The organism is Amycolatopsis sp. w19 (assembly GCF_051373225.1).
Taxonomy (GTDB): Bacteria; Actinomycetota; Actinomycetes; order Mycobacteriales; family Pseudonocardiaceae; genus Amycolatopsis; species Amycolatopsis japonica.
On record NZ_JBPQFM010000001.1, the window covers coordinates 916305 to 934646 of the forward strand.

Annotated in this window: 16 protein-coding genes and 2 pseudogenes; 11 read left to right on the forward strand and 7 right to left on the reverse strand. The window is 69.4% G+C overall.

Annotated features, from left to right (window positions below; genetic code table 11):
- Positions 1-44 precede the first annotated feature (44 nt).
- The gene (locus ACSMFO_RS04130; RefSeq protein ID WP_436456978.1) at positions 45-1220 is read left to right on the forward strand and encodes an ROK family transcriptional regulator; all 1176 of its coding nucleotides are present in this window, start codon (positions 45-47) and stop codon (positions 1218-1220) included.
- Here the strand turns inward: ACSMFO_RS04130 and ACSMFO_RS04135 are convergent.
- The 4 genes from ACSMFO_RS04135 to ACSMFO_RS04150 form a co-directional block, all read right to left on the reverse strand.
- Positions 1177-1638: a hypothetical protein gene (locus ACSMFO_RS04135; protein WP_436456979.1), complete on the reverse strand. Its 462-nt coding sequence runs from the start codon at positions 1636-1638 to the stop codon at positions 1177-1179. The genes ACSMFO_RS04130 and ACSMFO_RS04135 overlap by 44 nt on opposite strands.
- Before the next feature lie 103 nt (positions 1639-1741).
- The gene (locus tag ACSMFO_RS04140; protein ID WP_436456980.1) at positions 1742-2161 is read right to left on the reverse strand and encodes a hypothetical protein; all 420 of its coding nucleotides are present in this window, start codon (positions 2159-2161) and stop codon (positions 1742-1744) included.
- A gap of 64 nt (positions 2162-2225) precedes the next feature.
- On the reverse strand, positions 2226-3143 hold the full coding sequence (locus ACSMFO_RS04145) for a lysyl endopeptidase (RefSeq protein WP_436456981.1): 918 nt from the start codon (positions 3141-3143) through the stop codon (positions 2226-2228).
- Between the two features lie 99 nt (positions 3144-3242).
- Positions 3243-3854: a LysE family translocator gene (locus ACSMFO_RS04150; protein ID WP_436456982.1), complete on the reverse strand. Its 612-nt coding sequence runs from the start codon at positions 3852-3854 to the stop codon at positions 3243-3245.
- On the opposite strand from ACSMFO_RS04150, the gene ACSMFO_RS04155 reads away from it, so the two are divergent.
- Positions 3853-4398 (forward strand): Lrp/AsnC family transcriptional regulator, encoded by a 546-nt coding sequence (locus tag ACSMFO_RS04155; protein WP_436456983.1) that lies wholly within the window; start codon positions 3853-3855, stop codon positions 4396-4398. The two genes, ACSMFO_RS04150 and ACSMFO_RS04155, sit on opposite strands and share 2 nt — an antisense overlap.
- Positions 4399-4637: 239 nt before the next feature.
- Here ACSMFO_RS04155 and ACSMFO_RS04160 read toward each other — a convergent pair whose 3' ends face one another.
- Complete coding sequence (locus tag ACSMFO_RS04160) at positions 4638-5120, reverse strand: Lrp/AsnC family transcriptional regulator (protein WP_072027029.1); 483 nt, start codon at positions 5118-5120, stop codon at positions 4638-4640.
- A gap of 135 nt (positions 5121-5255) precedes the next feature.
- Here ACSMFO_RS04160 and pdhA point away from each other — a divergent pair, with 135 nt between their 5' ends.
- The 6 genes and pseudogenes from pdhA to ACSMFO_RS04190 all read left to right on the forward strand — a co-directional run bounded on the left by pdhA (position 5256) and on the right by ACSMFO_RS04190 (position 11034).
- Positions 5256-6344, forward strand: a complete 1089-nt coding sequence (pdhA, locus tag ACSMFO_RS04165) for a pyruvate dehydrogenase (acetyl-transferring) E1 component subunit alpha (RefSeq protein WP_436456984.1) — start codon at positions 5256-5258, stop codon at positions 6342-6344.
- Positions 6344-7342, forward strand: a complete 999-nt coding sequence (locus ACSMFO_RS04170; RefSeq protein WP_436456985.1) for an alpha-ketoacid dehydrogenase subunit beta — start codon at positions 6344-6346, stop codon at positions 7340-7342. Before pdhA ends, ACSMFO_RS04170 begins: the two co-directional genes overlap by 1 nt.
- Positions 7335-8528 carry a dihydrolipoamide acetyltransferase family protein gene (locus ACSMFO_RS04175; RefSeq protein ID WP_436456986.1) on the forward strand — a complete coding sequence of 398 codons (1194 nt, stop codon included), beginning with the start codon at positions 7335-7337 and terminating at the stop codon, positions 8526-8528. The genes ACSMFO_RS04170 and ACSMFO_RS04175 overlap by 8 nt, the downstream gene beginning before the upstream one ends.
- Before the next feature lie 81 nt (positions 8529-8609).
- Positions 8610-9998 (forward strand): MFS transporter, encoded by a 1389-nt coding sequence (locus tag ACSMFO_RS04180; RefSeq protein WP_436456987.1) that lies wholly within the window; start codon positions 8610-8612, stop codon positions 9996-9998.
- A pseudogene (locus ACSMFO_RS04185) lies at positions 9907-10182 on the forward strand (VOC family protein); the annotation flags it as partial. The gene ACSMFO_RS04180 and the pseudogene ACSMFO_RS04185, both read left to right, overlap by 92 nt.
- Positions 10183-10260: 78 nt before the next feature.
- The gene (locus ACSMFO_RS04190) at positions 10261-11034 is read left to right on the forward strand and encodes a PE-PPE domain-containing protein (RefSeq protein WP_016334513.1); all 774 of its coding nucleotides are present in this window, start codon (positions 10261-10263) and stop codon (positions 11032-11034) included.
- Positions 11035-11499: 465 nt separating this feature from the next.
- On the opposite strand, the gene fusA is transcribed toward ACSMFO_RS04190, so the two are convergent.
- On the reverse strand, positions 11500-13539 hold the full coding sequence (gene fusA / locus ACSMFO_RS04195) for an elongation factor G (protein ID WP_436456988.1): 2040 nt from the start codon (positions 13537-13539) through the stop codon (positions 11500-11502).
- A 382-nt stretch (positions 13540-13921) separates the two neighbouring features.
- Between fusA and ACSMFO_RS04200 the strand changes: the two genes are divergently transcribed.
- The 3 genes and pseudogenes from ACSMFO_RS04200 (at position 13922) to ACSMFO_RS04210 (ending at position 17142) form a co-directional block, all read left to right on the forward strand.
- Positions 13922-14941, forward strand: coding sequence for a sigma-70 family RNA polymerase sigma factor (locus ACSMFO_RS04200; protein WP_436456989.1), 1020 nt, complete (start codon positions 13922-13924; stop codon positions 14939-14941).
- 130 nt (positions 14942-15071) lie between these two features.
- Positions 15072-16402: pseudogene (locus ACSMFO_RS04205) on the forward strand (MFS transporter).
- Positions 16399-17142 carry an isocitrate lyase/PEP mutase family protein gene (locus ACSMFO_RS04210; RefSeq protein ID WP_436456990.1) on the forward strand — a complete coding sequence of 248 codons (744 nt, stop codon included), beginning with the start codon at positions 16399-16401 and terminating at the stop codon, positions 17140-17142. The pseudogene ACSMFO_RS04205 and the gene ACSMFO_RS04210 overlap by 4 nt, the downstream one beginning before the upstream one ends.
- A 10-nt stretch (positions 17143-17152) precedes the next feature.
- Here ACSMFO_RS04210 and ACSMFO_RS04215 read toward each other — a convergent pair whose 3' ends face one another.
- Positions 17153-18289 carry a serine hydrolase domain-containing protein gene (locus ACSMFO_RS04215; RefSeq protein ID WP_436456991.1) on the reverse strand — a complete coding sequence of 379 codons (1137 nt, stop codon included), beginning with the start codon at positions 18287-18289 and terminating at the stop codon, positions 17153-17155.
- Positions 18290-18342: the final 53 nt, after the last annotated feature.

Consider the following 18342-nt stretch of genomic DNA (forward strand, 5'->3'; position numbering starts at 1 on the left):
GGGTCAAGGCTTTCGTTCAGGCATCGAACGAATACAATCGCGCGATGATCGGCACTCGCCCGGCGGGACAGCACACCGTGCGGCAGCACAACGCTGCGCTCGTCCTCAGGGCGATCGCGGATGGTCCCGGCACGTCGCGGGCAGGCCTGGCCGCCGCCACCGGGCTCACGAAGGCGACCGTGTCGAGCGTGGTCGACCGGTTGATCGCGGCGGATCTCGTGGCCGAAGGCGAGCCGGAGCAACGCGTCGGCCCCGGGCGGCGCGGCACCGTCGTTTCGCTCTCCCCCACCGGCCCGCACGGACTCGGCATCGAGATCGGCGTCGACTATCTGGCGTCCTGTCTCGTCGATCTGACCGGCGCCGTCCGGGCTCAGGAGGTCCGATACGCGGACAACCGGACCCCGCGGGTTTTCCAGCGCGTGTCGGCGTTCCTGCGTAAAGCCCGGAAGCAGGCGGACACGCTGGGCGTCCCGGTCGGCGGCGTCGGTATCGCGGTGCCGGGCCTGGTCGAATCCGGCCTCGTGCGGCTCGCCCCCAACCTGGGCTGGCGCGACGTCGACCTCGCCGACCGGCTCGGCGGGACGTTCACCGTCGCCAACGAAGCGAACTTCGCGGCGCTCGCCGAACTCTGGCACGGCTCGGCGTTGCCGGATTTCGTCCACGTGTCGGGTGAGATCGGGATCGGGGCGGGCATCGTGCTGGACCGCGCCCTGTTCGAAGGCGTCCGCGGTGCGGGCGGCGAGATCGGCCACCTGCCCGTGGCGCCCGACGGCCCGCCGTGTTCTTGCGGCGCGAACGGCTGCCTGGAACGAATGGCCGGCCAGGAAGAGATCCTGCGGCTCGCGGGAGCGGAAACGGTGGACGAACTGGTTTCCTCACTGGAATCCGGCGACGCCGCCGCGCTTTCCGCGGTGACCATCGCCGCGGGACATCTCGGTGTCGGACTGTCCACTGTGGTCAACCTGATGGACGTCCCGGCGGTGGTGCTAGGCGGAACCTACGCGCGGCTGGAGCCGTGGCTGCGTGAGCCACTCCTCGCCGAACTGGAACGCCGCGTGCCCACCACGGCGTGGTCGCCGGTGCGCGTCGTCCGCTCGGCGCTCGGCACGGGCGCGGCCGTCCGCGGCGCCGCCGGCTCCGTGATCCGCGGCATCCTCGCGGACCCCGAGCACCATCTCACGACTCACTCGCCATCCGATCAGGACGCTCGGGATCGGTGACCCCCGACAACGACGCTTCGATGGCCTGCGCGCGCGCCTCGATGTCCGCGCGCTGGACGCGCCGGGCGTAGGCGATGAGTTCGTCGCGATCCGCGTGCGGGAGCCAGCCCTGCTCGCAGCCGGTCTCCAGCCGCACGAGGTAGCGCACCAGCTCCGCCGACTCGGCGCCGAACTCCCGCATGCGGCGCGTCAGCAGCTCCGCCGCGGCGAGGTAGCCGTTGTTCCAAGCGTGGACCGCCAGCAGTTGCGCGGTCGCGGCGAGGATGTCGCCGAGGTGGAACCCGCCCTCCGCGGCGAGATGCCCGGCGATCCGGAAACTGCGTCTGCCCTCGCCGACCGGCCCCTCTTCGCGAATCGCTTCGAGCAGCGCCCCGATCTGCCGCGTCAGGTAGTCCTGACCCTCGTTCTCCACCGTCACCGCATTCCTCCACCCAGTCGCCGTGATCGCAGGAAGGTGTCAATGGGGTGTACGGCAGATACATCGAATGCCGAACCGTTATCACCCGAATGGCGTGTGTCGGTCAACAGGGTGCCACCGCTCCGGTCTCGCCCGCGGGGCACCAACCCGGATGCTCGCGGAGCCACTTGTCGCGCTGTTTCTCGACGTCGCGTTGCGTCATCCCGCGTCCGGCATTGACGCAGCCGCCGGTCTGGCATTTGGAGTTCGTCCCTGGCTCGTAGCACTGCTTCTCGTCCTTGCGGCAAGCCGCTCTCCGTTGGTCCGCCTTCGACTTGACGGGCACCTTGCTCGTGGTCGGCGTGGCGGTGACCGAAGTCGTCACGACCGTCGTGGTCACGTCCGTGCTCGGCGGGTCGGTCGCGGCCGGCTCGACGCTCGTCGTCGCCGTGACAGCGGGACGTGACGCCGGTTCCGTCCGCGCACAGGCGGTCGCCGCGAAGAAGACCGCGGCGACCGCGAACAGGATCAGCACACGCGCCACGATTCCTCCGCCTCCGCCATCGAACCCGCCTGTATTCGGCGTAGGCGCGGAGAGCGTTACAGCGTCAGCTCATTGTGGCGGTGTTGATCGCCCGCGCGTAGTCGGCGGCCGTGCCTTGCGCCGAACACTTCTTGATGTCGTCGTACAACCACATGAAGCCACCCGGAATCCCCACGGACGACTTCCAGGCCCGCATCTTGCTCTCCACCTGAGCAGGCGAATCCCCCGCTGTGCAGCCGGAGCCGTTCTTGCACCAAAGTCCCGGATCCACCGGCATGCCGAGCGACCGCGTCCAGGTCGCCGGGTCGTTGCCGCTGCCACCCGCGTAAGCCTGCAGGTACACGCGATCGACCAGGCCGCCGAGCCCGTTCTTCACGCCTTGCCAGTACGACACCGCGGTGTACGGAGCGAGCGTGAAGTTCCGGTAGCCCATCGCGTTCGCCATCCGCGCAAACGTGACGGTGGAGTCGACGTCGTAATGCGCTTCGTCGTCGTTGTTGATCGCGTCCGCGCCGGTGACGTTCTTCAGCGCCAGGAAGTTGCGGTACAGCACGGTCCCGCTGCCGGTGCCGTCGCGCATGATCAGGTTGTCGATGGCTTCCCAGTCCGGTGTGCCCCAGGCACCGACGGAGACCTCGATGCGATCGACCGACGTTGGCGCCTGCTTCAGCGTCCGCAGCCGCGCCGGCCACCCCGCGTCGCCGACATATTGGCCGTCTTTCACCACGAGGTGGTCGTTGTAGTACAGATCCCCGTTGTCGTGGACGTGGATGCTCCACAGGATGACCGTGGTGAAACCCGACGACCGCAGGACGTCCATGACACCCTGTCCGTCCTGATAGAACGGTCCCCCGCCGTAGATCGCGGACCGGCCGGCCGCGGCGGAGCTCACCTGCGCTTCGGCCGTATCCGGCTGACTCGTTTGGACGATCGACGCGGCGACCACCAAGGCCACCGCCGTACGCACCCAGGTCCACCGCATCAGGTCAGCTCCCTTCGGCCCGCTTCGGAGGGTATGAGATTTTCCAACGGTGCGGCCAGGTTTGTTCGGCGACCTGTCCGGTGGAATGGACCATTCGGCTCACGCCACCAGTCGCTCGACGACCAGGAGTGCTCCCACCAGGATCATCGAGACTCCGGAAACCCGGGAAACGACAAGGGAAACGGCGGGGCGGGCGCGCAGCAGGGCTTGTGCTCCCACGCCGACGCAGGGGTAGACCATCGCGCAGGTGCCGACGAAGGTCAGCCCGAGCACGGCCAGCTGGACCGGCATCGGCCAGCGCGCGGCCGGGTCCGTGAACTGCGGCAGCATCGCGACGAAGACCAGCAGTCCCTTGGGATTCAGCCCGCTGACCGCCATCCCTTCCAGCAGCGTTCCACCCCGGCTCCCGACTTCCCCGGGAGCGCTACCCGGCGTCGACGGATGGCGCACTGTCTTGAAGCCGAGCCAGATCAGGTAGAGCCCACCGGCGACGGTGAGCGCGAGCAAGGCGATCGGCGTCGACGCGACGAGGACACCCAGGCCCGCGGCGACCACCAGCGTCATGGCCAGGTAGCCGAGAACGATGCCGCCGGCGGCCGGCAGGGCCTGGCGACGAAGTCCGGCGCTGATCGCGAAAGCCCAGTCGGCGCCGGGCACCGCGATGAGCAGGGCCGCGACGCCCCAGAAGGCGAGAACGGATCCGAGAGGCATGCTCGAAAAGCTATTCGCGATCCGGCCGAAGGTGCTTCCAACTTCTGCCCCGTCGGGCGGCAAGCGTGGAAGAATCTTCCCCATGGACGCTGTCGATCGGAAGATTCTTGCGATACTGCAAGAGGAGGGGCGTCTGACGCTCACCGAACTGGCCGAGCGGGTCCAGTTGAGCGCGTCGCCGTGCCACCGCCGGCTGCGCGCGCTCGAACGGGACGGCACGATCAGCGCGTACCGGGCGGTGGTCGATCCAGCCGCGCTGGGGCTGAACTTCGAAGCGCTCGTGTTCGTCACCATGCGGCAAGAGGACCGCGAGACGCTGCTGAGCTTCGAAGACGCCGTCACGCAGATCCCGAACGTCCTGCTCGCGCAGCGGCTTTTCGGCGACCCTGACTACCTGCTGCGCATCGTCACCGCCGACCTCGCCGCGTATCAGCGGCTTGAGGACGACGTGCTGTCCGCGTTGCCCGGGGTGCAGCGGCTGAACTCGACGCTCGTGATGAAGCAGGTGGTCAACGACCGGCCACTGCCCACCACTGCCTCGTGAGCGGCGAGGGTGAACCGCCCCCCTATGTACCTACCAGTCCGAAGTCCGTGAAGGCCTCCTTGAGGGACTCTGGGTCCCTCAAGGAGGCCTTCACGGACTGGCACACAGACCGCGGCGTGATCGAAGGCGTGACTCGCGTGATCAGGGACGTAACTCGCGTGACTGGAGGCCGCACTCGGGTGTTCCGCCGCTGATCACGCGAGTTCCGCCTTCGATCACGTGAGTGCGGTGCCAGGTCCTCACCACTCACGAGGGGCGACGCCTGGCTGCTCCTCGAAGATCAGCCAGGTCCGCGTCGAGCGCACGCCGTCCAGCGCCTGCAGGCGTTCCAGGACGACGTCCCGCAGCGAAGCGTTGTCCGGTGTCCGCACCAGCAGCAGGATGTCGAAGTCGCCACCGACGAGCGAGACGTGCTCGACGAACGGGATCTCCCGCAGCTCGGCGGACATCGTGCGCCACGACGTCTGCTCGACGGTGATCAGGATGTACGCGCTCGTTCCGAGCCCGGCCCGCCGAGGGTCGATCCGGGCGCCGAAGCCGGTGATGACCCCTTCGGACATCAGCCTGTCCAGCCTCGCGTAAGCGTTGGTGCGCGAGATGTGCAGCCGTTCCGCCAGTGCCCGGACGGCGAGCCTGCCGTCCGCGGTCAGTTCGGCGAGGATGGCGCGATCGATGTCGTCGAGGGCAAGGACCGTTCGTCCCGGATCCGGCCCGTGAGCCACGCCACTACCGGACGGTCGGCCCGGCTGAACCGATTCTGACGACAGTTTGTCGCTCATTTCGCGCACCTCTTGAACACTGGGACTTCGGAAACCACGATCTCAGCATCATATGTCTGTGAAAGGTGGTGCTGCGCCATGTCGCGGGAGACCCCTGCCGCCGCGTTGCTGCCGTCCGGGATCCCGGTGCGGTTCCTCGCCGAGGACGGCACGCGCGTCGACGAGCACGGTGACTACACCGTGCCGCCGGCCGAACGGCTCGTCGAGGCCTACCGGCTGATGGTGCTCGGCCGCCGGTTCGACGCGCAGGCGACCGCGCTGACCAAGCAGGGCCGCCTCGCCGTGTACCCGTCCAGCGCCGGTCAGGAGGCCTGCCAGGTCGCGAGCGCGCTCGCCCTCACCGACGCCGACTGGCTCTTCCCCACCTACCGCGACTCGGTCGCGCTGGTCGCCCGCGGCCTCGAACCGGGCGAGATCCTGACGCTGCTCCGCGGCGACGCGCACTGCGGTTACGACCCCGCCAAGACCCGCGTCGCTCCCCAGTGCACGCCGCTGGCGACGCAGACCCTCCACGCCGCCGGCCTCGCCCACGCGATGCAACGCCGGGGCGAGGACGCCGTCGCGTTCGCGCTCATCGGCGACGGCGCCACCAGTGAGGGCGACTTCCACGAGGCGCTCAACTTCGCCGCCGTGTTCAAGGCTCCGATGGTGTTCTTCGTGCAGAACAACGGGTTCGCGATCTCCGTCCCGTTCGAGAAGCAGAGCGCCGCGCCCGCCCTGGCGTACAAGGGTGTCGGCTACGGCGTCCGCTCCGAGCAGGTCGACGGCAACGACGCCCTCGCGGTCCTTTCCGTGCTGGACGACGCCGTCGCGCACGCGCGTTCCGGTCGCGGGCCGGTCCTGGTCGAGGCGCACACCTACCGGATCGACGCGCACACCAACGCCGACGACGCCACCCGTTACCGCGACCAGGCCGAGGTCGAGAAGTGGCGGGCGGCCGACCCGGTTCGCCGGCTGGAGACCTATCTGACCACCGAGAACCTGTTGTCCGACAACGACATCGAGCGGTTCCGGGCCGAGGCGGAGACGTTCGCCGCCGGGGTGCGCGACACCCTCAACGCCGACGTGGAGCCGGATCCGTTGTCGCTGTTCGAGCACGTGTACGCCGTCCCGACCCGTCAGCTGGCCGCCCAGCGGGCGCTGGTCGCGGCCGAACTGGAGGCCTGATGACCGAGATCTCGATGGCACAAGCCCTCAACGCCGCCCTGCGTGACGCGGTCAAGGACGACGACCGCGTGCTGATCTTCGGCGAGGATGTCGGCCCGCTCGGCGGTGTGTTCCGGGTGACCGACGGCATCACCGCCGATTTCGGCGAGCAACGCTGTTTCGACACGCCACTGGCCGAATCCGGCATCGTCGGTTTCGCGGTCGGCATGGCGATGGGCGGGTTCCGTCCGGTGGTCGAAATGCAGTTCGACGCCTTCGCCTACCCCGCGTTCGAGCAGATCACTTCCCACGTCGCGAAGCTGCGGAACCGCACCCGCGGCGCCTTGTCGCTGCCGATGGTCATCCGGATCCCCTACGCGGGTGGCATCGGCGGCGTGGAGCACCACTGCGATTCGAGCGAGGCCTACTACACCCACACGCCCGGCCTGCGCGTCGTCACTCCGGGCACTCCCCAGGACGCCTACGACCTCCTGCGCGACGCGATCGACTCGCCGGATCCGGTGATCTTCCTAGAACCGAAATGCCGCTACTGGTCGAAGGAACCCGTGTCCTTCACCCGGGACGGCGCGCCCATGGACCGCGCGGTCGTGCGTCGCGAGGGCAAGGACGTCACACTGATCTCGTACGGCCCGATGGTCGCCACCGCGCTGGAGACCGCGGAGGCCGCGACCGCCGAAGGCTGGGACGTCGAGGTGGTCGATCTCCGGTCGCTGAGCCCGTTCGACGACGAGACCGTCGCCGCCTCGGTGCGCCGCACCGGACGCGCGGTCGTCGTCCACGAGGCGGCCGGATTCGGCGGCTACGGCGCCGAAGTGGTCGCCCGGATCACCGAGCAGTGCTTCCATCAGCTGCACGCGCCCGTCCTGCGCGTCACCGGGCTCGACATCCCTTACCCGCCGCCGAAACTGGAGCGCCATCAGCTTCCGGACGTCGACCGGATCCTGGACACCGTCGCCCGGCTGCAGTGGAACGACGAACCGGTGGTGGCCGGTGCCTGATTTCCTGCTCCCCGACCTCGGCGAGGGCCTAACCGAGGGCACCATCGTCACCTGGCTCGTCGCGGAGGGCGACACCGTCGGCGTCGACCAGCCCGTCGTCGAGGTCGAGACCGCGAAGGCCGCCGTCGAGGTGCCGGTGCCGTTCGCCGGCGTCGTCACCCGCCTCCACGGTGAACCCGGCCAGTCGCTGCCCGTCGGCGCTCCCCTGCTCACCATCGGCCCCGGGTTCACCGAACCCGGCGTGACGACCGCGAGCGAGGGCAGCGGCAACGTCCTCATCGGCTACGGCACGACCACCACGACCAGGCGCCGCCGGACGCGCACCGTCGTCGCCACCCCGGAGAAGCCGTCGAAAGCGCCGGGCGTGATCTCGCCGTTCGTCCGCAAAATGGCCGTGGACAACAAGGTCGACCTGACGAAGCTGACCGGCAGCGGCCCGGGCGGCATCATCCGGCGCGCCGACGTCGAAGCGGCCCTCGCCGTCCCGGAGCAGCGAGACGGCGAGACACGGATCCCGCTGACCGGCGTCCGCAAGGCGGTCGCCGACAAGCTTACGACCTCGCGGCGTCAGATCCCCGAGGCGACGGTCTGGGTCGACGTCGACGCGACCGGACTCGTCGCCGCGCGGAAGTCGCTCAACGCCTCGGCACCGGATCGCCCCGTCAGTCTCCTCGGCCTCGTCGCCCGGTTCGCCGTCGCGGGCCTGCGGAAGTTCCCCGAGCTGAACTCTCGGGTCGAAGGCGACGAGATCGTCCTGCTTCGGGACATCAACCTCGGTTTCGCCGCGCAGACCGACCGCGGTCTCGTCGTGCCGGTGGTCCGTGACGCGGGCTCACTGTCCACAAGGGAGCTTTCGGCGGCGATCGGCGACCGGACGACGCAAGCCAGGGAAGGGAAGCTCGGCCCGGCAGGCCTCACCGGCGGAACCTTCACGGTCAACAACTACGGGGTGTTCGGGGTGGACGGCTCCGCCGCGATCATCAATCACCCGGAGGCGGCGATTCTCGGCATCGGCCGGATCATCGACCGCGCTTGGGTGGTCGACGGCGAGCTGGTGGCGAGGAAGATCTGCGAGCTGACGCTGGCGTTCGACCATCGGGTGTGCGACGGCGGGACCGCCGGCGGGTTCCTGCGGTTCGTCGCGGACTGCGTCGAATCGCCGGTCACCGCGCTCGGGGAGCTCTGAGCGGGTCGCACAACTCGCGGTTGTGACCCACCAACGACCCGTTGTTCGACTTCGGGGCCCCGGCTTGGTTTGATCTCGCGCGTGGGTGGGAGATCGCTGGGGCGACGGTTCGGCTGGCTGTGGGCGGCGTACGCGGCGAGCGCGTTCGGGACGAGGTTCGCGTTCGACGCGTTCAGCCTGATCGCCATCGTCGTACTCGGCGCAGGCACCGCCGAGGTCTCGTTGCTGGCGGCCGCCGGTCTCGTCGTGGGCGCCGTGGTCGCGCTGCCGCTCGGCCCGTGGGTCGAGTTCCGCCGCAAGCGGCCGGTGATGATCGCGATGGATCTCGTCCGGTGCGTGGCGCTGCTGACCGTCCCGGTGGCGTACGCGTTCGGGTTGCTGGGCTTCGGCCAGCTTCTCGCGGTGTCCGTCGTCGTCGCGGCGGCCGACATCACGTTCTTGGCCGCCAGCGGGGCTTTCCTCAAAACCCTGCTGCCCCGCGAAGATCTGCTGGTCGCGAACGCCCGGTTCGAGTCGACCACCTGGACGGCCACCGTGCTCGGGCCGCCGCTCGGGGGTTTCGCCGTCGGTCTGTTCGGGCCGGTGATCACGATCGCCGCCGATGCGGTCAGCTATCTGCTTTCGGCGCTCGGGATCCGTGCCGTCGGCGGTTCGGAGCCGCCGCCCGCGAAGCCGGAAGGCGCCCGGTTGACCGGCCGCGACCTGCGGGAAGGCTGGCGATTCATCCTCGCCCATCCGTTGTTGCGGCCCCTGTTCGTCAACACGATCGTGGTCAACGGCCTGATCATGGCGACCGCGCCGCTGTTCGCCGTGCTGATGCTCGGGCAACTCGGCTTCGCGCCCTGGGAGTACGCGGTCGCCTTCGCGGTGCCCTGTCTCGGCGGGTTGATCGGGGCGCGGCTCTCCCGGCCGTTGGTCGCCCGGTACGGCCGGGACAAGGTCCTCTTCGTCTTCGGGTGGCTACGGGTCTGCTGGCCCGTTTGGCTGGTCTTCATCCAGCCCGGTGTTCCCGGCCTGATCCTGGTCATCGTCGTCGAACTCTGCCTGATCACCTGTATCGGTGTGTTCAACCCGGTACTCGCCACCAGCAGACTCGAACAGGTGCCCCTCGACCGCGCGGCCCGCACGCTGTCGGCCTGGTCGATCGCCGGGAAGCTCACCACCGCCGGCCTGACCGCGCTGTGGGGCCTGCTCGCGATGGTCACCGGCCCGCGCGCCGCGGTCGGCATCGCCGGGGCGCTCATGCTGGCGACACCGCTCCTGCTCCCCCGAAACCGTCGGACCCCTGTGCCAGTATCCGGGCATGTCGATCAAGAGAGTGGTCACCGACCTCGAGACCAAGACGCTGGCGGAAGCGAAGGCCTTCTACGTACAGGTTCTCGGCTTCGAGGTGGTGATGGATCACGGCTGGATCGTGACCCTGGCCGATCCGGAGCGGCCGGAGGTCCAGCTGAGCCTCATGACCCATGACGAGACGGCGCCCGTCGTGCCGATCGCTTCGATCGAGGTCGACGACGTCGACGCGAGGTACGCGGCCGCCAAGGCCTCCGGTGCGGAGATCGTGCACGAACTGACCGACGAACCGTGGGGTGTCCGGCGGTTCTTCGTCCGGGATCCGAGCGGGCACGTGGTCAACGTCCTGTCCCACCGCTGACGTCCGAAGGGGGTTTCATCAAAATTTCATGACTCGTCCCTAGCGTTCGACCACGCACCGTAGTCGAAGGAAAGGACGATGAATGTGAAGAAACTCAGGGGGGTCCTGGCGGCGGCCGCGCTGGCCACCGGCTTGATCAGCGTCATGGCGCCGTCGGCCCAGGCCGACCAGGCGCGCTACTACATCCTCGTCGGCGGCACTTGCGACGGGGCCGCGACCGTCTACAACGACGCCTGGTTGCGGGGCGGGATCAAGAAGGTGGTCCACTACCCGGCAGGGGCCGCCGGAGCACCGAACTGCGACCAGACGCCCATGGACCAGAGCGTCGCTCGCGGGCACGAAGAGGCCCGCCGTGTCGTCCAGAGCTCCTTCGACGAGAACCCCGGGGCGGAATTCACCGTCGTCGGCTACTCGCAGGGCGCCCTCGTCGCGAACCTGGTGCTGAACGACATCGCCGACGGGAAGCTGGCCGTGGACAAGTCGCGGTTCCGGGCGAAGATCTTCGCCGACCCGATGCAGCCCGTCGGTCCTCCGGGACGCGGGATCAGCGCGGTGCTCCCGGCGGGGACCGGGGCACCGTCGCCGTTCGGCGGCTACGTGTCGTTCGGGCCCGGCCGCACCGACTTCGGCGGCATCCCGTTCATCCGCTACTGCATCGAAACCGACGGTGTCTGCCACTTCGACACCATCGAGGCGCCTGGCGGCTATTTCGCCCAGCACCTCTGCTACCAGTGGGCCCGCCCCACCGATCACCGTTCGATCATGGAGGACACGATCGCGGACGGCGTGTACACCAACGGATCGCACGCGCTGCCGCGGCAGAACTGCCGTCCTCCGTGGCCTTCGGTGTGACCGGCTGAAGACGGCTGCCGCCCGGCGCCCGATAGCCGGGTGACAGCGGTTCGGGCGATGGCCCGCCCACAGTGTCGTGGGCGGGCCATCGTCGGGCTACTGCCTGCTTGATGGATGTATGTCCGACTCACGACCCCGTATCGCTTCAGCGGGCGCGTGTGTTCGAAGGGACGGCGCGTGTGATCAAGCGGCCGACACGCGTGACTGGACGGACGACACACGCGTAGCCGGGGCCTGCCCCGAGCCGTCCGCCTGGACACGCGTGTCGTCCGTCTGATCACACGCGCCGGCCATCCAGTCACGCGATACCGCCACCTCGCGCATCAGCCCCGCGCTAACCCGAACCGCCACTCGTGATTCCTGTACACAGCGTCGGCCGATCCCTCATCTCACCGGGCGAAGGACGCTTTACCCGCGTCGTATGCGGGTAAAGCGCCCTTCACCCCGAGACCAGAATGGTGCGAACTACTGGACCGGCAGGCCTTCCGGTGCCGGAGCATGACCCACCGGCCGGGCGGTGAACGTGCCCCGGCCCTGGGTCCGGCTCCGCAGCCGTGTCGCGTAGCCGAACAACTCGGCCAGCGGCACGGTCGCGGTGACCACGGTCGTTCCGGCGCGCACCACCGATCCCAGCACCCGGCCACGCCGGGCGGCGAGGTCGCCGAGCACCACGCCGACGGCGCTTTCGGGCACCGTGACGGTCACTTCGGCGATCGGCTCCAGCAGCGTCATCGCACCGGCGGCCAATGCGGCCCGGAGCGCGAACCGTCCGGCCGCCCGGAACGCCAGCTCCGAAGAGTCCTTCGGATGGGTCGCCCCGTCCGTCAGCGTGACCCGGACACCGGTCACCGGATGCCCGCCGAGCGGGCCTTCCGCCAGTGCGTCACGGCAACCCGCTTCGACGGCACGGACGTATTCCCGCGGCACCCGGCCACCGACCACAGTGGACTCGAACGCGAACTCCCCTTCCTCCAGTGGTTCCGTGTCGATGACGACGTGGGCGAACTGCCCGGCGCCGCCGTCCTGTTTGACATGCCGGTGGACGAAACCGGACACGCCGCGCGCGACCGTCTCGCGACAGGCGACCCGAGGCCGTCCGACGCCGACGTCCAGCCCGTGGTCGCGCCGGATCTTCTCCACCGCCACCTCCAGATGCAGTTCGCCCATCCCCGACAACAGGGTCTGACCGGTCTCACGATCGGTCCGGACGACCAGCGAGGGATCCTCCTCGACCAGCCGTGCCAGCGCCGACATCAAGCGTTCCGTGTCGGTGCCCTTCCGCGGTTCGACGGCGACCGAGACGACCGGATCGGCCGCGACGGGCGGCTCGAGCAGGATCGGCGCCGACGGCGTGCACAGCGTCGCGCCGGGGCGGACCGTCTTGAGCCCGACCACCGCGACGATGTCGCCCGCGACGGCGCTGTCCACCCTGGTGTGCCGGTCCGCCTGAACCCGCAGGATGCGGCCGACGCGCTCGCTACGGCCGCTGCCCACGTCCATCACCGCCTCCGAAGTCCGGATCGTGCCCGAATACACCCGCAGGAACGTCAACCGCCCGGTGGCGGTCGCGTGCACCTTGAACGCCAGCGCCGCGAACGGTGCCGACGGATCGGCGAGACGTTCCCGGGCCGTGCCCTCGTACTCACCTCGGACCGGCGGAACATCCGACGGCGCGGGCAAGTACGCCACCACGGCTTCCAGCAACGGCTCCACCCCGCGGTCGCGGTAGGCCGAGCCGCACAGGACCACGACGCCGTCGCCGGTCCGGGTGAGCTCGCGCAGCGCCGAGACCAGCGTGTCCGTCGACACCGCCGACGACGCGCAGAATTCCTCCAGCGCCCCAGGATGAGCTTCCGCCACGGCCTCGTCGAGCAGGCGCCGTCGCCGGTTCGCTTCGTCCACAAGGGACTCCGGAATCGGTCCTTCCTCGGCGGCCTCGGCGCCGTCGGTCCAGACGAGTGCCCGCATCCGCAGCAGGTCGACGACGCCGACGAAACCGTCTTCCGCCCCGATCGGCAGCTGGACCACCAGGGGACGCGGATGCAACCGCTCCCGGATGGACGCCACGGCCGCGTCGAGGTCGGCACCCGCGCGGTCGAGTTTGTTGACGAACGCGATCCGCGGCACGCCGTGCCGATCTGCCTGACGCCACACCGATTCGCTCTGCGGTTCGACCCCGGCGACGCCGTCGAACACGGCGATCGCGCCGTCGAGGACGCGCAGCGACCGCTCGACCTCGTCGGAGAAATCGACGTGGCCGGGGGTGTCGATCAGGTTGACGCGATGGCCGTCCCACGAACAGCTGACGGCGGCGGCGAAGATGGTGATGCCACGGTCTCGCTCCTGGGAATCGAAGTCGGTGACGGTCGTGCCGTCGTGGACCTCACCTCGTTTGTAGGTGGTGCCGGTGATGTACAGGATCCGTTCGGTGAGGGTGGTCTTGCCGGCGTCGACATGGGCGAGGATGCCCAGGTTGCGGACGGCGGACAGCGGGACGGTGCGCATGGCGCGGGCCTTTCGGGCTGAACTGGCGAAACTCCGACGGCGCGATTCGGCGAACGCGGACAGGCGCCTCTCACCGTTGCGCGGCAACGGGAAGAGGGCAGGCGTTCGTGAGACGGGCCGGTGCTAGCCGCGCGGCCGGCACCGGGTGCGCGGAGACACCAGGATCACCTCGTAGCGAGCCGAGGGGACGACGACGGCGCGGTGATGACGCACGGTCCTGTCCTTCCTCGCCGGGGTGATTTCGTGGCGAGTGTAGCCACTCCGCTGTGGACTGCGAACCGGTTTTCCGCGAATTCGGGGGAAACCGGTCGGCGACCGACAAGTTTCCGGCGACGGCGGTGTCCATCCCTTCGAGAGACACCACAAGAGGAGGGAACCCCGCATGCGGGTGGACGAACTGCTGGCCCTGGCGAAAACCGGTGACGGCGAGGCGTTCCGTGATCTCGTGGCGCCGTACCGCCGTGAACTGCAGGTGCACTGCTACCACATCCTGGGCTCGGTGCAGGACGCCGAGGATCTGCTGCAGGAGACGATGTTGGCCGCGTGGCGCGGGATCGACGCGTACGAGGAACGCGCGTCCATCCGGACCTGGCTGTACCGGATCGCGACCAACCGCTGTCTCAACGCGCTGCGGGCGGGTGCCCGCCGTCCACACGACCACGCGGCCTACCGACCGGAGGTCCCCTTGCCCGAGCCGACCCGCCGCCGCCCCGAACCCAGCTGGCTGGAGCCGTACCCGGATCTGCTGCTCGCCGAGATCGCCGACCGGGTGCCCGGCCCGGAGGCTCGCTACGAGGCAAGGGAGTCGATCTCGCTCGCGTTCCTGGCGGCGCTCCAGCGGCTTCCTCCCCGGCAGCGGGCCGTGCTGGTCCTGCGCGACGTCCTCGGGTTCCGCGCGGCCGAGGTGGCCGGGATCCTCGACACCACCGAGAACGCCGTGACCAGTGCGCTGAACCGGGCGCGTTCGGCGCTGGCCGAGGAGATGCCGCCGGGTGAACGGGAGTCCGCTCCCCTGCCCGATTCCCCGCGGGAACGCCGGATCGTCGACGAGTTCACCCGTGCCTTCGAGAACGGCGACGTCGAGGCCATCGTGGCGCTTCTGACCGACGACGCCTGGCTGTCCATGCCCCCGCTTCCTCTGGAATACCAAGGTCCGGAGGCTGTCGGGCACTTCCTGGCGACCGTGGCGCTCTGCGATGGCCGCCGGTATTCGCTGATCCCGACTCGCGCCAACGGTCAACCCGCTTTCGGCTGCTACCTCCGCGACCCGAGGACGCCCATCGGCCACGCGCACGGCGTGCTCGTACTGGAACTCGCGGGCGATCGGGTCACCGCGGTGACCCGGTTCCTCGACAACTCACTGCTCGCGGCCTTCGGGCTGCCCCGCTCCCTGCGCGGCTGACCGCAGGCTTCCCTGGCCACGCCCCGCCGGGCGTGTGCCTCGTCATGCCCGGAAACACTTCCACCAAGGAGAAATCTTGACCCCGAAACAGGCGTGGGTCCTGGCGCTCGCCTCAGTGGCGTCATTCATGATGGCGCTGGACAGCCAGGTCGTGACGACGGCGCTGAGCACGGTCCGCGAGGATCTGTCCGCGTCGATCGAGCAACTCGAATGGATCGTCAACGCCTACAACCTCAGCTTCGCCGTCCTGCTGCTCACCGGGGCGGCACTCGGCGACCGGTTCGGCCGCCGCCGGATGTTCGTCACCGGTCTCACGGTCTTCACCCTCGCTTCGGTGGGCTGCGCGGTGGCCGGGGACATCGGCACGCTGATCGTCGCGCGGGCGGTGCAGGGCGCCGGTGCCGCGATGGTGCTGCCGCTGTCGCTCACCCTGATCAGCGCGATCTTCCCGCCCGAGCGGCGGGCAAGGCGATGGGGCGCTACCTGGGGCTCACCGGGCTGGCGACGTTCAGCGGCCCGTTCATCGGCGGCGTCATCGCCGAAGGGCTGGCGTGGCAGTGGATCTTCTGGCTCAATCTGCCGGTCGGCGTGGTGGCGGTCCTGCTGACACTCCGGCGTGTCGACGAGAAGACCGGTCCTGGTCACAAGCTCGACCACGGCGGCGTCGTCCTGGTGTCACTGGGATCGATGGGCATCGTGTGGGGCCTCGTCCGCGGAAACCTCGCGGGCTGGGACAGCGCCGAGGTCCTGGGCTCGCTGGCCCTCGGCGTCGCGCTGGTGATCGGCTTCGTGTCGTGGGAGCGACGCAGCGAAGCGCCGATGCTGCCGATGCGGTTCTTCAGGCTGCGAGCCTTCTCGACGGCCAACGCGGCGAACTTCTGCGTCTTCGCCTCGCTGTACGGCACGTTGTTCCTCCTGCCCCAGTACTTCCAGACCGCGCAAGGTCTCGGGCCGTTCGAGGCGGGACTGCGGATGATGCCGTGGACCGCGACCCTGACGATCTGCGCGCCCGTCGCCGGAAAGCTGGCGGACAGGTACAGCGCGCGGATGTTCGTCGCCGTCGGATTGCTGCTCCAGACGATCGGCATGAGCTGGATCGTGCTGGTCGCCGAACCCGGCGCGGGCTACGCCGTCCTGCTGCCGGGGCTGATCGTCAGCGGCGCCGGGATCACGTCGGCCATGCCCGCCGCACAGCGCTCGGCCGTCGGGGCGGTGCGGCCCGCCGAGATCGGCCAAGCGTCCGGCGCGTTCATGACGCTGCGGATCTTCGGCGGGGTCTTCGGGGTGGCGGTGGTGGTCGCCGTCTTCGCCGGTGCCGGAAGCCATCTGTCCCCGGAGGAGTTCGGCAGCGGCTTCACGGCGGCGATGGCCGCTGTCGTCGCGTTCGCCTTCGTCGGCATGCTCGTCGCGCTACGCATGCCGACCGCCCTGTCCACTGCCGATCGAGGAGGAAACCGATGACCGATCCGAAGACGCTGGCCGAAACACTGCGAGGCCTGCACAGCGGGGAAATGCTCGTGCTGCCGAACGTCTGGGACGCGGCGAGCGCCGAAATCGTTGCGGAGGCGGGTTTCCCCGCGGTCGCCACGGCGAGCGCCGCCGTCTCGGCGATGCTCGGGTACCCCGACGGCGAAGGCGCGCCGTGGCAGGAGATGTTCGCGGCGGCGGCGCGGATCGCCCGCGTGGTACCGGTTCCGGTCACCGTGGACGCGGAAGCCGGCTACGGCCTGGCACCGCGGGAATTCGTGGAACGGCTGCTGGAGACGGGAGCCGTCGGCTGCAATCTGGAGGACACCGATCACCGGTCGGGCGGACTGGCCGACGCGGACGAGCACGCCGAGCGGATCGCGGAGATCCGTTCGGCCGCGACCGGCGCCGGAGTCCCGATCGTCGTCAACGCGCGGGTCGACACGTTCCTGGGCGACCGCGGGATCCCGGAGCCCGACAGACTCGCCGAGGCCATCCGGCGCGGCAGGCTCTACCGGGAAGCCGGTGCCGACTGCGTGTACCCGATCGGGGTCCGGGGCCGGGACGATCTCGCCGCGCTGGTCACCGAACTCGCGTGCCCGGTGAACGGGAACGTCGGCGAGGAACTGGATCTGGCCGCACTCCGCGAACTCGGTGTGGCGCGGGTGTCGTACGGCCCGCGCTTCTATCGCGCGGCGCTGGAGGGATTCCGTACCGCCATCGGGAAGCTGTGACTTGGTGTCCTCATTTGCAGAAGGCGGTGTCCACAGCGGCCATGACCGCCTTGGAGCCCTTGTCGCCGTCGCCGAAGGTCCCGGGCAACGCGGTCACCGCGAGCCCGACGGTGCGGCCGTCTTCCGTGGCGCCACCGCGGGTTTCGAACCCGTGGATGTCCCCGCCGTGGCCCCAGTACACCCCGCCGCAGCTGAGCGGGTTGCTCATCAGGCCGAGCCCGTACTTCGTCCCCGGGAACAGGGGCGCGTCGACCGTCTTCCGCATTTCGGCCAGCTGCGCGGCGGGCAGCAGCCTGCCTTCGAGCAGAACGCGGAAGAACTCGCCGAGGTCACCGGGCGTCGAGATCAGCTGACCGGCGGCACCGCCCCAGGACGGATCCAGTTCGGTCGCGTCGATCACCTTGCCGGTGGCGGAGTTGCCGATGGCGTAGCCCTGCGGATGCCGTCCCTGGATGGTCTGGTCACCGACCTGCGGCCAGTAGGTGTTCTTCAAGCCCGCCTTCTTGATCACGCGTTCGGTGATCTGCTCGTGGAGCGGACGTCCGGTGACCTTCTCGATCACCATCCCCGCCAGCAGGTACCCGGTGTTGCTGTACTCCCACTTGGTGCCGGGCGCGAACGTCGCCGGGTGACTCAGTGCCGCGGCGAGCAGCTCGTGGGTGGGGAAATACCGGTGCTGCACCTGTTCGAAATCCTGAAGTCCCAGGTACTCGGTGTAGTTCGGCAGCCCGCTCGTGTGCTGCAGGAGGTGCCGGATGGTGATCTTGGTGGCGTCGATGCCCTCTCCGCGCACTATGCCGGGCAGGTACTTCTCGATCGGCGCGTCCAGTTCGACCTTGCCCTCGGCCACCAGTTGCAGGACCACGACCGCCGTGAACGTCTTGGTGTTGCTGCCCGCGCGCACCCTGCCGTCCCGCGGGACCGGGACCTGGCGGTCGATCCGCGACGAGCCCGCGACCAGCGACGTCGTCCGCCTGCCGTCGGACACGGCGACCAGCGCGGCGGGGAATTTCTCCTGACGCACCAACGAGTCGAGACTCTTGCGCAGCTCCGCCCCCTTGGCAGGAGCCGCGTCCGCCGCCGTCGTCCACGCGGCGCCCATCAGCCCCGCCACCGTCAGGACCACCACACCCTTGCGTACCGTCATTCGCACTCCCTCTCCGACGAAATCGACACTGACTACCTTGGCCGAGGCGGAGG

Coding starts and splice junctions, on each gene's coding strand:
- ACSMFO_RS04130 (WP_436456978.1), top strand. CDS start 45: ATGATCGGCACTCGCCCGGCGGGACAGCACACCGTGCGGCAGCACAAC.
- ACSMFO_RS04145 (WP_436456981.1), bottom strand. CDS start 3,143: ATGCGGTGGACCTGGGTGCGTACGGCGGTGGCCTTGGTGGTCGCCGCG.
- ACSMFO_RS04155 (WP_436456983.1), top strand. CDS start 3,853: ATGCTCGAAAAGCTATTCGCGATCCGGCCGAAGGTGCTTCCAACTTCT.
- ACSMFO_RS04150 (WP_436456982.1), bottom strand. CDS start 3,854: ATGCCTCTCGGATCCGTTCTCGCCTTCTGGGGCGTCGCGGCCCTGCTC.
- pdhA (WP_436456984.1), top strand. CDS start 5,256: ATGTCGCGGGAGACCCCTGCCGCCGCGTTGCTGCCGTCCGGGATCCCG.
- ACSMFO_RS04170 (WP_436456985.1), top strand. CDS start 6,344: ATGACCGAGATCTCGATGGCACAAGCCCTCAACGCCGCCCTGCGTGAC.
- ACSMFO_RS04190 (WP_016334513.1), top strand. CDS start 10,261: ATGAATGTGAAGAAACTCAGGGGGGTCCTGGCGGCGGCCGCGCTGGCC.
- fusA (WP_436456988.1), bottom strand. CDS start 13,539: ATGCGCACCGTCCCGCTGTCCGCCGTCCGCAACCTGGGCATCCTCGCC.
- ACSMFO_RS04200 (WP_436456989.1), top strand. CDS start 13,922: ATGCGGGTGGACGAACTGCTGGCCCTGGCGAAAACCGGTGACGGCGAG.
- ACSMFO_RS04210 (WP_436456990.1), top strand. CDS start 16,399: ATGACCGATCCGAAGACGCTGGCCGAAACACTGCGAGGCCTGCACAGC.
- ACSMFO_RS04215 (WP_436456991.1), bottom strand. CDS start 18,289: ATGACGGTACGCAAGGGTGTGGTGGTCCTGACGGTGGCGGGGCTGATG.